Origin of the sequence: Kribbella qitaiheensis, from assembly GCF_014217565.1 — a bacterium.
Lineage (GTDB): Bacteria > Actinomycetota > Actinomycetes > Propionibacteriales > Kribbellaceae > Kribbella > Kribbella qitaiheensis_A.
The window spans coordinates 957,105-971,244 of the sequence record NZ_CP043661.1 but is presented as its reverse complement, the minus strand read 5'-3'; the positions used below and the strand labels follow the sequence as shown (position 1 = coordinate 971,244).

12 protein-coding genes are annotated in these 14,140 nt (G+C 68.0%); 4 read left to right on the top strand and 8 right to left on the bottom strand.

From position 1 onward, the window contains the following. Positions 1-17 precede the first annotated feature (17 nt). Entirely contained in the window at positions 18-2,315 is a 2,298-nt protein-coding gene (locus F1D05_RS04185) for an ATP-binding cassette domain-containing protein (protein ID WP_185446088.1), read from the top strand. Here the strand turns inward: F1D05_RS04185 and F1D05_RS04180 are convergent. From F1D05_RS04180 to F1D05_RS04150, 7 genes are all read right to left on the bottom strand, one after another. Then, positions 2,295-3,071 carry an SRPBCC family protein gene (locus F1D05_RS04180; protein WP_185446087.1) on the bottom strand — a complete coding sequence of 259 codons (777 nt, stop codon included), beginning with the start codon at positions 3,069-3,071 and terminating at the stop codon, positions 2,295-2,297. The two genes, F1D05_RS04185 and F1D05_RS04180, sit on opposite strands and share 21 nt — an antisense overlap. A gap of 92 nt (positions 3,072-3,163) precedes the next feature. Then, positions 3,164-3,334: a hypothetical protein gene (locus tag F1D05_RS04175; RefSeq protein ID WP_185449868.1), complete on the bottom strand. Its 171-nt coding sequence runs from the start codon at positions 3,332-3,334 to the stop codon at positions 3,164-3,166. A 95-nt stretch (positions 3,335-3,429) separates the two neighbouring features. Beyond that, positions 3,430-4,215: an SGNH/GDSL hydrolase family protein gene (locus F1D05_RS04170; protein WP_185446086.1), complete on the bottom strand. Its 786-nt coding sequence runs from the start codon at positions 4,213-4,215 to the stop codon at positions 3,430-3,432. Positions 4,216-4,361: 146 nt separating this feature from the next. Beyond that, on the bottom strand, positions 4,362-5,132 hold the full coding sequence (locus F1D05_RS04165) for an energy-coupling factor ABC transporter ATP-binding protein (RefSeq protein ID WP_185446085.1): 771 nt from the start codon (positions 5,130-5,132) through the stop codon (positions 4,362-4,364). Beyond that, positions 5,129-5,896 carry a cobalt ECF transporter T component CbiQ gene (gene cbiQ / locus F1D05_RS04160; protein WP_185446084.1) on the bottom strand — a complete coding sequence of 256 codons (768 nt, stop codon included), beginning with the start codon at positions 5,894-5,896 and terminating at the stop codon, positions 5,129-5,131. Before cbiQ ends, F1D05_RS04165 begins: the two co-directional genes overlap by 4 nt. Before the next feature lie 19 nt (positions 5,897-5,915). Further along, the gene (locus F1D05_RS04155; protein ID WP_185446083.1) at positions 5,916-6,944 is read right to left on the bottom strand and encodes an energy-coupling factor ABC transporter permease; all 1,029 of its coding nucleotides are present in this window, start codon (positions 6,942-6,944) and stop codon (positions 5,916-5,918) included. Between the two features lie 45 nt (positions 6,945-6,989). Continuing rightward, entirely contained in the window at positions 6,990-8,348 is a 1,359-nt protein-coding gene (locus tag F1D05_RS04150) for a dihydrolipoyl dehydrogenase family protein (RefSeq protein WP_185446082.1), read from the bottom strand. Between the two features lie 194 nt (positions 8,349-8,542). On the opposite strand from F1D05_RS04150, the gene F1D05_RS04145 reads away from it, so the two are divergent. Next, positions 8,543-9,295: a metallophosphoesterase gene (locus tag F1D05_RS04145; RefSeq protein ID WP_185446081.1), complete on the top strand. Its 753-nt coding sequence runs from the start codon at positions 8,543-8,545 to the stop codon at positions 9,293-9,295. 141 nt (positions 9,296-9,436) lie between these two features. Continuing rightward, positions 9,437-10,264, top strand: a complete 828-nt coding sequence (locus F1D05_RS04140; RefSeq protein ID WP_185446080.1) for an alpha/beta fold hydrolase — start codon at positions 9,437-9,439, stop codon at positions 10,262-10,264. Between the two features lie 51 nt (positions 10,265-10,315). Here the strand turns inward: F1D05_RS04140 and lpdA are convergent, their stop codons facing one another. Then, positions 10,316-11,713 (bottom strand): dihydrolipoyl dehydrogenase, encoded by a 1,398-nt coding sequence (gene lpdA, locus F1D05_RS04135; protein WP_185446079.1) that lies wholly within the window; start codon positions 11,711-11,713, stop codon positions 10,316-10,318. A gap of 241 nt (positions 11,714-11,954) precedes the next feature. Here lpdA and F1D05_RS04130 point away from each other — a divergent pair, with 241 nt between their 5' ends. Further along, on the top strand, positions 11,955-14,090 hold the full coding sequence (locus F1D05_RS04130; RefSeq protein ID WP_185446078.1) for a peptidoglycan DD-metalloendopeptidase family protein: 2,136 nt from the start codon (positions 11,955-11,957) through the stop codon (positions 14,088-14,090). Positions 14,091-14,140: the final 50 nt, after the last annotated feature.

Sequence of the window (14,140 nt, the reverse complement as noted above, 5' to 3'; positions counted from 1 at the left end):
ATGTAAGAATTGAATGTATGCCTGTTGCGAATCTCATCGACCAGCCAGCTGCCGACAGCCATGACGTCATCGAGGTCCGGGGAGCCCGCGAGAACAACCTGAGCGGGGTCTCCGTCGACATCCCCAAGCGCCGGTTGACCGTCTTCACCGGCGTCTCGGGATCCGGCAAGTCCTCTCTCGTCTTCGACACGATCGCCGCCGAGTCGCAGCGGATGATCAACGAGACCTACACCGCGTTCGTCCAGAACTTCATGCCCAGTCTCTCCCGGCCGGACGTCGACTCGCTCCGCAACCTGAGCGCCGCGATCATCGTCGACCAGGAACGGATCGGCGCCAACGCCCGCTCCACGGTCGGTACCGCGACCGACGCGCACACGATGCTGAGGGTCCTGTTCAGCCGGATCGGTACGCCGTCCGCCGGGCCGCCGTCCGCCTTCAGCTTCAACCGGGCCGAAGGGATGTGCCCGGCCTGCGAGGGACTCGGCAAGGCCACCGAGATCGACCTGACCGAGTTCGTCGATCGCGGGCTGACGCTGAATCAGGGCGCGGTCAAGGTGCCCGGGTACGCCGTCGGCACCTGGTACTGGCAGGTGATGGCCAACTCCGGGCTGTTCGACCCGGACCTGCCGCTCAGGGACTACCCCGCCGAGCAGTGGGAGCAGTTCCTCTACCAGCCGCCGATGAAGGTGAAGGTGGGCAAGAGCAACCTCACCTTCGAAGGCCTGGTCAGCAAGGTGAAGCGGCAACTGCTCGCGAAGGATCGCGAGTCGATGCAGAGCCACACCCGGGCCTTCGCCGATCGCGCGGTGAAGCTCGTCCGGTGCCCGGACTGCGGCGGAGCACGGCTGAACAAGGCCGCCCGGGCGGTGACCATCGACGGGCACGACCTCACCCGGTGCTCGTCGATGCAGATCAGCGACCTGGCCGAGTTCGTCCGGGGCATCACCAATCCAGCGGTCGGGCCGATGCTGGAAGGCCTGCGGGACACCCTCGACTCGATGGTCCAGATCGGGCTGGGCTACCTCAGTCTCGATCGTGAGTCGTCGACATTGTCCGGCGGTGAGGCGCAGCGGGTGAAGCTGGTCCGGCATCTCGGCTCGAGCCTGACCGATGTCACCTATGTCTTCGACGAACCGACGGTCGGGCTGCATCCGCACGACATCCAGCGGATGAACGACCTGCTGCTGCAACTGCGCGACAAGGGCAACACCGTGCTCGTCGTCGAGCACAAGCCGGAGACGATCAGGATCGCGGACTACGTCGTCGATCTCGGTCCCGGCGCCGGTCTGGCCGGTGGGCGGCTTTGCTACGCGGGTGATCTGAAGGGGCTGAAGAAGTCCGGCACCTTGACCGGGCGCTACCTCGATCACCGGGTCGACGTTCGCGACGATGTCCGGCAGCCGGTCGGGTCGCTCAAGATCGAAAACGCAACGCTGCACAACCTGCGGAACGTGAGCGTGGAGGTGCCGCTCGGCGTACTGACCGTGGTGACGGGTGTCGCCGGCTCGGGGAAGAGTTCACTGATCCACGGTTCACTGGCTGGGCGTGATGGGGTGATCGTGGCCGGCCAGGAACCGATCCGGGGTTCGCGGCGCAGCAACCCCGCGACGTACACGGGACTGCTGGATCCGATCCGGGCGGAGTTCGCCAAGGTGAACAAGGTGAAGCCGGGGTTGTTCAGCGCGAACTCCGTCGGAGCGTGTCCGGGCTGCAAGGGGCTTGGGCTCGTGTACACGGATCTGGCGATGATGGCCGAGGTGGCGTCGGTCTGCGAGGACTGCGACGGCGAGCGGTTCACCCCGGAGGTGCTGGCCTACCGGCTGCGCGGGAAGAACATCAGCGAAGTACTGGGTCTGTCGGTGATCGAGGCGCGGGAGTTCTTCGGCAAGGGACCTGCGCGGGCGATCCTGGACCGGCTGTCGACGGTCGGGCTCGGCTACGTCGGTCTCGGGCAGCCACTGACGACGCTGTCGGGTGGTGAACGCCAACGACTGAAGCTGGCCATCAACATGGGCAAGAGCGGGTCGGTTTACATCCTCGACGAGCCCACCACGGGGCTCCATCTCGCTGATGTCGACCAACTGCTGGCGATGCTCGACAAGCTGGTCGACGACGGCAACACCGTCATCGTGATCGAGCACCACCAAGCGGTGATGGCGCATGCCGACTGGCTGATCGACGTCGGTCCGGGCGCCGGCCACGACGGCGGCCGGATCACCTTCACCGGCATCCCCGCCGATCTGGTCGAGAGCAGCGCCTCCCTGACCGCCGAGCACCTCCGCCAGTACGTCGCGTCAGAGCTCGTCGGCAGCTAACCGCTCGATCAGCTCGCGCCAAGCCTCCAGGTACTCCGCCGCGGGACCCGTCTGGGTCAGGGTCAGACGGGCCCCGCCGTTCCCGTCGCGGAGCGCCACTGTGACCAGGCCGTGTTGCCACGGGTAGCTCAAGGTCATCTCGTGCTCGACGGTCTCCCCCGGTTCGATGCCCTTGGCAACGAAGCCTGCGGCCAGCACCGGCCAGACGTCTTCCTTGGGGCGGACCAACTGGCGTTCGAAGTGGAGCGACCCGTCGTCGGCGACGACGCCCTGGTCCAGGCCGTAGACCTTGATGAAATGCTCGTGGAGTTCGGCGTAGTCCTTGGCCGGGACGGCGGAACCACCCAGCACCTTCTCCAGCGCGTCCAGGCAGATGATCCAGCCCGCGGTGTAGCTCGCCGAGCCCGGGCGATCGTCGTACGTGGCGGTCAGCGTGAGCAGGCAGCCGTCATCGGTCGGGCTCAGCTCCCAGCGCAAGAGCTCCCCGCCCCACGTGTATTCGAGCAGTCGCGGCGGCTCGAAGGCGCTCACGACGCCGTTGTTGTCCGGATCCTCCTGGAAGTCGCCGACGCCGTCCGGGAAGGTGAATGAGATCGCCCCGTCGAGCCGCAGGTCCACCTCGACCGCGGCCGGGAACCAGCCGGCGAGCTCGGCCGGTGAGGTCAGGGCACGCCAGACCTTCTCCTGCGGATGAGTCAGCCGGCGTTCCATCCGGAGTACGGTCCGGCCGTTTTCGGTCGTCAGAGTCTCGGTCATGGATCTATATATACCTGGACAGGAATATACGATCAACCCCGCACAAGCCGAAGCCCCGGCGAACCAGATCGCCGGGGCTTCGGGAAATGGTGTTACTTGGAGCAGGTATAAACAGCGTCGTTGTCGAGCCACCACTGGCCGGGGATCGGGTCGGAGAAGTCCCAGCCGCCCGAGTTGCCGTGCCAGGCCGGCGGCTCGTCGGAGAAGTTCGCGGCTGTCCGGGGCCCGACGTCGGCCACCCCTCCGGGGCCGGCCTCGGACACCGGACGAACTGGCCCCGGTAGACAGCCGACGGGCCGGCCTGTGCGGCACCCCTGCATCACATCACGAACAGCGGCGCCGCGCAGGTCGAGCCGTTTCAGCTCAGTTGTGGCTGGACCAGGTTGGCCAGGCCCTGATGGCCGGTCGTGTTCGGGTGGTACGACTCGCTGATCGGGTTGGACAGGCCGTTGATCCACTCCGGGCTGCCGCAGACCGCGTGCCCGATGAAGGCCGAGGTCGGGTTGACGAAGGGGAATCCGGCCGCGCCCGCCGCGGCCGAGATCTTCGAGTTGAGCAGGTCGGCGGTCTGGTTCAGCCGGGTCATCTCCGCACCGCTGAAGAAGGTGCCGGCATTGCAGTCGGTGCCGTTGAACAGCCGCGGGTAGCCGACCACGATCACCTTCGCGGTCGTCGCCCGGCTCCGGACACTCGCGTAGAGGCCGTTCAGCCGGGCCGGGATCGTGTTGTTGATGGTCGCTTGCGCGGTGTTGATCGCACCGTCGCAGTTACTCAGCCAAGACGGCTTCGCGCACTCGGTGATCACCGACGAGAAACCGGCATCGTTGCCGCCGACCTGAACGGTGACGAACCTGACCCCGCTGGTCAGTGGGCCGAGCTGGTTGGCCGTGACGTCGGCGACGCGGGCCCCGGAGCAGGCGACGTCGGTCAGGTGCGCGCCGATCCGGGCAGCGTCGAGGTAGGGGTAGGCCTTGGTGGAGCGCTGGCACGAGCCGCTCTCGGAGGTGTAGACGCGGGTGCCGACGCCGGAGGCGTAGGAGTCGCCGAGTGCGACGTACTCCGGAGCGGCTGCTTGCGCGATGGTGGGGCTGAGGAGCGCGGTGGCGACGACTGCCGCGCTGACGAAGCCGGCGATGAGTTTCATGGGCGGACCGCCTTTTGCACTGGGAGGGGTGCAGGGGTGAACTGTGAGTCACCATCCCCGACCAGCGAGTAACAAACAAGACCTCAGTAAGAAATTCACTACCAATTGCCGCATCAGGTAGGTGGCGTTGTTCTGATTCTCCGGACCTACTTCTCCGGTCCCGGGACCGAGAGCGGGTCGAAGCCGTAGGGAAGCTCGAGCCGGTGGGCCGTCATCAGGTCCGCGTCACCGAGCAGGTCGCGAGTGGCGCCGTCGGCAACGATCCGGCCGGCGTCCATCAGCAGGCTGCGCTCGCACAGCTGCAACGCGTACGGCAGGTCATGGGTGATCATCAGCAAGGTCACGTCGAGCCCGTTGAGGATGTCGGCCAGCTCGCGGCGGCTGGCCGGATCGAGATTGCTCGACGGCTCGTCGAGAACCAGTACTTCGGGGCGCATTGCAAGCACCGTCGCCACCGCGACGCGGCGGCGCTGCCCGTAGGAGAGGTGGTGCGGAGCGAGGTCGGCGTGGTCCTGCATCCCGACCTGGACCAGCGCCTCGTGGACGCGTTCGTCGAGTTCGGCGCCGCGCAGGCCCAGGTTCGCGGGTCCGAAGGCGACGTCGTCGCGGACGGTCGGCATGAACAGCTGGTCATCGGGATCCTGGAAGACGAGACCGACCTTCCGGCGTACCTCGGGAAGGTGTTCGCGGTGCAGGTCCGAGCCGCCGACCTGGATCCGGCCGCTGCCGGTCCCACCGGCGACTGCGCCGAGGATGCCGTTCAGATGCAACACCAGGGTGGTCTTGCCTGCGCCGTTCGGGCCGAGCAGGGCGACGCGCTCGCCGCGCTGGATGGTGAAGTCGACGCCGAACAGCGCCTGCCTGCCGTCGGGATAGGCGAAGACGAGGCGTTCGACGTGGATCGAGGGACCGGTCACAAGCCGACAACCCTAGCCGTGACGGCGATGACGACAGCGGCCAGGGAGATCGCGAGGCCTTCCAGCCACTGGGCCTGCGCGGCGCCCGAGTGGGAGAGCAGCGGCATCCGGCCGGTGTAGCCGCGGGACTGCATCGCCAGGTGGACCCGCTCACCGCGCTCGAAGCTGCGGACGAAGAGGGCGCCTACTCCCCCGGCCACTGCTTTGAGGTGTCCGGCCCGGCCGCCTTGGTAGCCGCGCGATTCGCGCGCGATTCGCATCCGGTGCAGGTCGTCCGAGACGACGCTGAGGTAGCGGACCATGAACGACAGGATCGCGATCAGTGTCGACGGCAGCTTGAGTCGTTCGAGTCCGGCGAGCAGAGCCCGCGGGCTGGTCGAGGCGGACAGCACGATGGCGGCGACCACGCCGAGGGTGCCCTTCGCGAGGACGTTCCAGGACCCGAGCACGCCGGATTGCGACAACGAGACACCGAGTACTTCGACTCGCGGCCCGGTCGCCACGAAGGGCAGCAGAAGGGCGAAGAACACGAACGGCGTCTCGACCGCCAGGCGCTTGAGCACCACCAAGGCCGGCAATCTGGCGAGTATGACGCAGCCGAGCAGCATTCCGGCGTACAGGGCGAAAGCCCAGAAGGCGGCGGCCGGGGTGGAGACCACGGCCAGGACGAAAACGAAGAGCGCGACGATCTTCACCTGCGCCGGCAGCCGGTGGATCCGGCTGTCCACCGCGACCAGCAGGCCGTCTCCGGCCGAACCGCTCACAGCCGGGCCGCGGGCGGCATCAAGCGGCCTTGTCGGCGCGCGCCGATCGCAGCGAGGCCAGCTTGGCGATCAGCAGGCCGAGGGTGATCGTGACGAGTACGCCGATGATGCCGGCGAGCGCGCCGGAGACCTGGCTGTTGCCGATCCCGCTGACGCCGTAGTTCGCGAGCGGGCTGCCCGCGACGGCCGAGTTCTTCGCGGCGCCTTCGAACCCGAGCTTCGCGCCGACGAACGCCAGGCCGTCCGGATGCGCGCTGGCGAACAGGCTGATCACCCCGGCGACCACGAAGGTGGTGGCGATCCCGATGCCGAGGCTCCGGCCGGCCGGCTTGGCCGGGATCGGGCGGTCCGGGGAGACCGTCGAGCTGTTGCCATCGGCATCGACCAGGACCAGGTCCGGCTGCAGATGGCGAGCGGCGTAGACGAGGTCGGGCCGGGTCGCGACGACCGCGCTGAGCACGGCAGCCGTGATCACCGCCTCGCCGAGGCCGACCAGGAGGTGCCAGCCGACCATCGCGGTGGCGAGTTTGCCGAGGGGGATCTCGACCGCGCCGCCGATCGCGTAGAGACCGGTGAACGCGAGGGCCGCGACCGGCACCGAGATCAGGGCACCGACCGTGGTCGCCGGGACCACGCTGCCGACGCGTTTCGGTAGTGCCTTCAGCAGGGCGCGGGTGACGAAGTAGCCGACGACAACGGTGATCAGGCCCATCAGGGTGATGTTCGTGCCGAGCGCGGTCAGGCCGCCGTCGGCGAAGAGCAGGCCCTGCACGAGCAGGACGGTCGACATCACCAGTACGGCGGTCCAGGGACCGACCAGCGCGGCCGCGAGCGCGCCACCGAGGAGGTGACCGCTCGTGCCAGCACCGACCGGGAAGTTCACCATCTGCACGGCGAACACGAACGCCGCGGTCAGGCCGGCCAGCGCCGGACCGGTCTCGCGGATCTCCCGGTTCGCCCGCTGCAGGCTGAACCCGACGGCTCCCGCGGCGATCAGGCCGGTGGCGATGGACGTGGGCGCGTCGAAGAAGCCGTCAGGTACGTGCATGCGGACATTGTCGTTCTAGTTGCGACTCGATCGCAACAGACCGCACTAAAGAGCTTTGAGTGCGTCTCCGATCGCACGATGGAATGTCGGGTATGCGTAGATCATCTGTTGCAGAGAGTGAACCGGGACTTCCGCGTGGACGGCTACCGCGAGCGCACCGAGCACCTCGCCGCCGGTCGGGCCGGCACTCGTCGCGCCGACCAGGACGCCGCGTTCGTTGTCGACGACAAGTTTGATGAAGCCCTCGTTGCCGGCCTTGTGGATCCAGCCGCGCGACGAGGACGGGATCTGGCTGCTCGCGGTCCTCACGTCGAGGCCGGCGTCGCGCGCCTGCTTCTCGGTCATCCCGACCGCGCCGATCTCCGGGTCTGTGAAGGTCACCCGTGGCATCGCGTGGTAGCTGGCAACCGGCGCGCCCTCGGCTCGTAGTACGTCGAAAACGGCCACGTTCGCCTGGTACATCGCGGTGTGGGTGAACGCGCCCGCACCCGTCACGTCGCCGACCGCCCAGACGCCGTCGGCCGCGCGGACATGCTCGTCGACGGTGATCTGCCGGGCTTCGGGGTCGATCCCGACCGTGTCCAGGCCGAGTGCCTTGGTGTCCACCCGGCGACCGGTTGCCACCAGCAACTTCTCGGCCGAGACCGTGCTGCCGTCGTCCAGGCTGAGCGTGAAGGTGTCGCCGTCGTGCTGGACCTGCTTGGCGTGGACGCCGGTCCGGAAGGTCACCCCGTCGCGCTCGAGCGTTGCCTGGGCCAGCTCACCCGACTCCGGCTCCTCCAGCGGGAGCACCCGGTCGAATCCCTCGACCACCGTCACCTGGACACCGAACCGCGCGAACACCTGGGTCAGTTCGAGGCCGATCGCGCCGCCGCCGAGCACGATGATCGAGCGGGGCAGCGTGTCCGCCTCGATCGCCTCGTGGTTGGTCCAGTACGGCGTACCGGCGAGACCGTCGATCGGTGGGATCGACGGGACGGTCCCGGTCGCGACGATGATGCCGCGGGATGCCTCGAACTCACGGTCGCCGGCTGTCACCCGGCCCGGGCCGGTGATCGTGCCGCGCTCGCGGAGGAAGGTGACGCCCTTCTTCACCAAGCGGTCCACCGCGACCTGGTCGTTCCAGTCGTCGGTCGCCTCCTTGCGGATGCGCTGCGCGACGGGCGCCCAGTCGGGCTCGACGGTCGCCTTGCCGGCCATTCCGTCGACGCGACGGGTCTCGGCGATCAGGTTGGCGGCACGGATCATCATCTTGCTGGGGACGCAGCCCCAGTACGGGCACTCGCCGCCGACCAGTCGCGGATCCACTCCGACGACGTTCAGCCCTGCCTCGGCCAATCGGCCGGCCGCCTCCTCGCCACCGACACCGAGCCCGATCACAACGACATCCACCTCTTCAGCCATGCCGCCAATCTCGCAGACCGGATCACCCGAACCAAGCCCCACAACGGCGCGTCACCACCCGGTAAGCCTTACGTCCGAAGAAGTGGAGCACACGTCCCTCCACTTCTTCGGACGTAAGGCATTTCCATCGGTGGGAGGGAGACCTCGGCTAATGGTATGGTGCGGGTCTACCGTTAGTTCTTGGAGGCCCGCGGATGTTCGTGATCGCCCACCTCAGTGACCCACACCTGGACGGATCGCCGGAAGCCCGGGATCGCCTGCGCCGGGTGACCTCGTATTTGAAGGAGTTCTCGCGGCCGGTAGATGTGGTGATCGCGACCGGCGATCTGGCCGACCACGGACTGGAGACGGAGTACGCCGAGGTCGCGGCCGAGCTGGCGTTCGACGTACCGGTGCTCGTTCTGCCGGGCAACCACGACATCAGTGCGCCGTTGCGGACCGGGCTGACGACCTACGTCGAGTCGGCGGGCTCGGGGCATCCGGTGCATCAGGTGCGGGATGTCGGCGGGGCGCGGTTCGTGCTGCTCGACACGTCGGTGCCAGGCGAGGACCACGGACTGCTGAGCGAGGAGTCGCTCGGGTGGCTGTCCGGCGTACTGGACGAGCCGGTGGACGGCCCGCTGTTCGTCGCGTTCCACCACCCGCCGAACAAGCTGCACCATCCCGTGCTCGATCAGTGGATCATGCAGTCGGGTGAAGCCTTTGCCGACGTACTGCGCGACAGGCCGATCACGGCGCTGCTGGCCGGCCACGTCCACAACGGCGTCGCCACCACCTTCGCCGGCTTCCCGCTACTCGTTGCCCCCGGCATCCGTTCGACCGCTCCGCTCCCGTTCGAGCCGGCCGCCGCGGCCGGCCTCGTCGATCTCGCGGCACCGCCCGGCCTGGCGCTGCACGTTCACACCCCGGATCAACCTCTGCTGACGGTCTACCGCTTCCTACCCTGAACCTGAGGTAGAGAGTGACCGGATACGGTCAGCCCACCAAGTGACCGGATCCACCTACACGGCCGGCTCCGGCCGCTGGACCTTCACCGTCACCTGAATCCGGTTGCCGCAGACCGACGCACGCTGGCAGGGTGGGCGGCTGTGCCTACCTTTTCTGCGTTGGACGGGACCGAACTTGCCTACAACCTGGTGGGTGAAGGGCCTCCGCTGATCTGCATTCCTGGCGGGATGCAGGACACCTTGTACTTCGGCGATCTCGGCGGGCTGTCCGCGCATCGGCAGTTGGTGCTGTTCGATCTGCGGGGCACCGGGCAGTCCGGCGTACCGGAGGACGCGTCGTCGTACCGGTGTGATCGGCTCGTCGGTGATGTCGAAGCGTTGCGCGAACACCTGAGGCTCGACCAGGTGGAGCTGTTGGCGCACTCGGGCGGGACGAACCTGGCGCAGCGGTATCTGGAGCAGCACGCCGACCACGTCGGAAAGCTCGCGCTCATCACGCCGAGCGCGATGGCCGCCGGTATCACCGTCAGCGGTGACGACCGGGCCGCGGTCGCGGAGCTCCGCCGCGACGAGCCTTGGTACCCGGAGGCGTCCGCGGCCCTGAAGGCACTCATGTCCGGCGAGGCGACGACCGGCTCCATCGCGCCCTTCTACTACGGCCGTTGGGACGAAGCAGCCCAGGCGCACCACGCCGCCGAGGACGGCCACCGCAACCTGGACGCCTTTGCCGCCTTCATCGCCGACGGCGCCTTCGACCCGCCGGCAACCCGCGCCGCACTGGCCGCCTTCAAACAGCCGGTCCTACTCCTCGCCGGCGAATACGACCTCAACTCCCCACCCACCGCAGTCGCCGCGCTCGCCGCCCTCTTCCCCAACCCCCACTTCGTGGTCCGACCAGCCGCCGGCCACTCCCCCTGGCTGGACGACCCGGCTCAGTTCGTCACCACGCTTACTACGTTCCTGGCCTGACAAAGCAAAACGGCGGCAGACCGAGTGGGTCTGCCGCCGTTTCAGGAACGACTAGAAGTTGATCATGTGCCCTTCGAGGCCGTGGAAGGCTTCCTGGAGGGCCTCCGACAGCGTCGGGTGGGCGTGCACGTTGCGGGCCAGTTCCTTGGTGGTGAGGTCCCACTTCTGGGCCAGGGTGAGCTCGGGGAGGAGCTCGGTCACCTCGGGGCCGATCAGGTGGGCGCCGAGAAGTTCGCCGTACTTCGCGTCGCTGATCACCTTGACGAAGCCGTTCGGGTCGGCCAGGCCGTGCGCCTTGCCGTTCGCCGTGAACGGGAACTTGGCGACCTTGACGTCGAAGCCCTCGAGCCGCGCCTGCTCCTCGGTCCAGCCGAAGCTGGCGATCTGCGGCTGGCAGAAGGTAGCCCGCGGGATCATCACGTAGTCGAGTTCCATCGTCTCGTGCCCGGCGATGGTCTCGGCCGCGATCACGCCCTGCGCCTCGGCCGCGTGGGCCAGCATCAGCTTCGCGTTCACGTCACCGATGGCGAAGATGTTCGCCACGTTGGTGCGCAGCAGCCCGTCGACGTCGATCGCGCCGCGCTCGGTCAGCTTGACGCCGATCTTGTCCAGCCCGTAGCCGTCGACGCGGGGCTGGAAGCCGATCGCCTGCATCACCTTGTCGGCCTCCAGCGTCTGCTGGTTGCCGTCCTTGCCGGTGACGGTGACCTTCACCTTGTCGCCGGAGTCGTCGATCGAGTCGACCCGGGTGCCGGTCAGCACCTTCACGCCGAGCTTCTTGTACGCCTTCGCCAGCTCCTTGGAGACCTCGACGTCCTCCAGCGGGACGACCCGGTCGAGGAACTCGACGATGGTGACGTCGACGCCGTAGTTGGTCAGCACGTAGGCGAACTCGACGCCGATCGCGCCGGCACCGGCGATGATGATGCTGCCGGGGAGTTCCTCGGTGAGGATCTGCTCCTCGTAGGTGACGACCCGGTCGCTCAGCTGGGTGCCCGGCAGCAGCTTGGTGGTCGCGCCGGTGGCGATGATGCAGTTGTCGAAGGTGACGGTCTCGGAGCTGCCGTCGTTCAGCGCCACCTCGAGGGTGTTGGCGTCGGCGAACGAGCCCCACCCGTCGTACTCGGTGATGTTGTTCTTCTTCATCAGGAAGTGCACGCCCTTGACGCGGCCGTCGGCCACCTTCCGGCTGCGCTGCACCGCGGTCGGGAAGTCGAAGCTGACCTCGCCGCTGATGCCGAAGGTCTTCGCCTCCGCCGTGAAGATGTGCGCCAGTTCGGCGTTACGAAGCAGCGCCTTGGACGGGATGCAGCCCACGTTCAGGCAGACACCGCCCCAGTACTTCTTCTCGATGATGGCGGTCTTGAGCCCGAGTTGGGCAGCGCGGATCGCCGCGACGTACCCACCGGGGCCGGCGCCGAGGACAACAACGTCAAAGTGCGAAGCCATGACGGAAATGCTAGTCGGTCGCACCAGTACTCCGCGCCACCGGCCGGGCCCTGTTCCGCGGGGCGTGACGGCGGTCACCATCGGGCAGTGCGTCCTGCCTCATCGTCACTGTCGGTGACCAGGCCTTCCTTATGCTCCCCGGCCCGCCTACGCTGGGGCACGCACGGGGGCTGCTCTCGTTCCGTGCGCGCGTGAGGCGCATCCGGAGAGCGACCGATGGGGCCTGATGGTGGGGAACAGCATGCTGGGGATCAGCCGCCGACTGCGGCTTGCCGCGATCGGCGCGCTGGTGGCCGTGGTCGCGCTGCCCACCTACGCCGCGTACGCCGACGACCCCACTCCCCCGCCACCGGCCTCCGTCACCGACGTGAAGCGGTCCCTCGAGCAACTCCAGGCCGAGGCCGCCGCGATCCAGGCCGACTTCGCCAAGACCACCATCGCCTACACGAACGCGGTGAAGGCAGCACAGACCACCGAGGCCGCCGCCAAGCAGGCCGAGCAGTACGCCGCCGGTAAGAAGAGCGTGTCGGAGGTGGAGCGCCACAAACTCGGACTGGTCACCGTCCAGGCCTACCAACTCGGCATCCCCACAGTCATCGGCACAGAGTCGATGCTGTGGTCACTGGCGCCCGTCGCGGAGAACCTGCAGGAACTCGCAGACCGCCAGGCAGCTATCCGGCAACTCGGCAGCACCCAGGTCGCGCAGTACCAGAAGGCGACTGCCGCACAGAACGCAGCCGGTACTGCTGCCGACGATGCAGTCAAGAAGCGTGCAGCGGCCGACACTGCGGCTCAGACAGTTCGCACGCTCGGCCTCGAGGTCAAGAGCAAGGCCCAGGACGCCACCTTGGCCATGCAGAACCAGATGGCCGAGATGGCCGGCGCCAGCCAGCAGACCGACCAGCTGCAGAACAGCCGCAACGCGGCGGCCTTCGCCAAGTGGCAGTCCTACCTGACCGAGCTGGCGGCGACCAAGGTGATCGCGCCGGCCGCAGGCACGATCCGGAACCCCGCCAAGCTCCCGGCCGGTCTCAAGCCGTACGTGGCCGCCGGCCGGACGGTCCCCGGCGCGGCTTCTGTCGTCAGCGCCGGCCGCACTGTGCGCGTGCTGTCCGCCGAGACCATCCGCGCGGTCAACACCGCCTTCAGCCTGCTCGGCAAGCCGTACAGCATGGGCGCCACCGGCCCCGTCAAGTACGGCTGCCTCGGCGCGGCCCGCGTCGCCTGGCAGCCGTACGCGAACCTGCCGAACCTGATCAGCAAGGTCTACCCGAACTACCAGAAGGTGCCGACGGCATCGATCCAGCCGGGCGACCTGCTGCTGATCGGCAGTAAGTCGATCGGGCTCTTCCACATCGGCATCGCCCTCGACGGCAACGAGATGATCGCGGCCGACGAGGCCAAGGGATCCGTCACCGTGACGACCGTCCCCGACAACCTCTTCGCCGCCTTGCGCCCGACCCTCGGCCAGCCGTCCAGCCCCCAGCGGCCGCCCGAATCCACCTCGCAGGCCTACCAGTTCCGCTGCGGCAACACGGCCACGTCGTACGACGTCGGCACCGGCGCCTGGACCTGGCCGATCGGCGAGGGCGAATACGAGATCGGTACGCCGTTCGGCCAGCCCGGCCCGCTCTGGTCGTCCGGTTACCACACCGGCCAGGACTTCGTCGCTCCAGTCGGTACGACGGTCCGCGCGGTCACCGCCGGCACCGTGCGTATCGAGCACCCGGCCTGGGCCGGCAACCTGGTCCGCATCGACCACGGCAACGGGCTCGAGACGCTGTACGCGCACCTGAGCCGGATCGATGTCGCCGACGGCGCCCGGGTCGTCGCGGGACAGCAGATAGGTGCCGTCGGCACCGAAGGCAACTCGACCGGGCCGCACCTGCACTTCGAGGTCCGCCTCGGCGGCGACGCCGTCAACCCGATGCCGTTCCTGGCGACCGGTAGCACCAGCACCGGCTGGGGTGGCTACAGCAACGGCGCGATCCCCGCCGACAAGCTGTGCGGGCTCAGCGGCAGCTCTGGCCACATGCTGCGCTGCGACGCGGCCGCGTCGTACCTGGCGATGGTGAACGCCTACAAGAGCCGCTTCGGGAAGACGCTCTGCATCACCGACTCCTACCGCTCCTACGCTTCACAGGTCAGCCTGTACGACCGCAAGCCGTCGCTGGCAGCGCTGCCCGGCACGTCGAACCACGGTTGGGGTGTAGCCGTCGACCTGTGCGGCGGCATCGACCACTTCGGCACCGCGCAGTACCAGTGGATGCTGTCGAACGCTGCGACGTACGGCTGGGTCCACCCCGCCTGGGCGAACAAGGGCGGCGGCCGCGAGGAGCCCTGGCACTGGGAGTTCGGCAAACCCGCCAGCGCCTGACCCGGGTAGAAGGCAACTTCCTTGGTCTGATCCGCCGACCACGTAGGCTT

What these genes read in the sequence shown, in the direction of transcription:
- F1D05_RS04145 (WP_185446081.1), top strand. Translation starts at nt 8,543, where the DNA reads ATGTTCGTGATCGCCCACCTCAGTGACCCACACCTGGACGGATCGCCG.
- F1D05_RS04130 (WP_185446078.1), top strand. Translation starts at nt 11,955, where the DNA reads ATGCTGGGGATCAGCCGCCGACTGCGGCTTGCCGCGATCGGCGCGCTG.
- F1D05_RS04185 (WP_185446088.1), top strand. Translation starts at nt 18, where the DNA reads ATGCCTGTTGCGAATCTCATCGACCAGCCAGCTGCCGACAGCCATGAC.
- F1D05_RS04180 (WP_185446087.1), bottom strand. Translation starts at nt 3,071, where the DNA reads ATGACCGAGACTCTGACGACCGAAAACGGCCGGACCGTACTCCGGATG.
- F1D05_RS04170 (WP_185446086.1), bottom strand. Translation starts at nt 4,215, where the DNA reads ATGAAACTCATCGCCGGCTTCGTCAGCGCGGCAGTCGTCGCCACCGCG.
- lpdA (WP_185446079.1), bottom strand. Translation starts at nt 11,713, where the DNA reads ATGGCTTCGCACTTTGACGTTGTTGTCCTCGGCGCCGGCCCCGGTGGG.
- F1D05_RS04150 (WP_185446082.1), bottom strand. Translation starts at nt 8,348, where the DNA reads ATGGCTGAAGAGGTGGATGTCGTTGTGATCGGGCTCGGTGTCGGTGGC.
- F1D05_RS04155 (WP_185446083.1), bottom strand. Translation starts at nt 6,944, where the DNA reads ATGCACGTACCTGACGGCTTCTTCGACGCGCCCACGTCCATCGCCACC.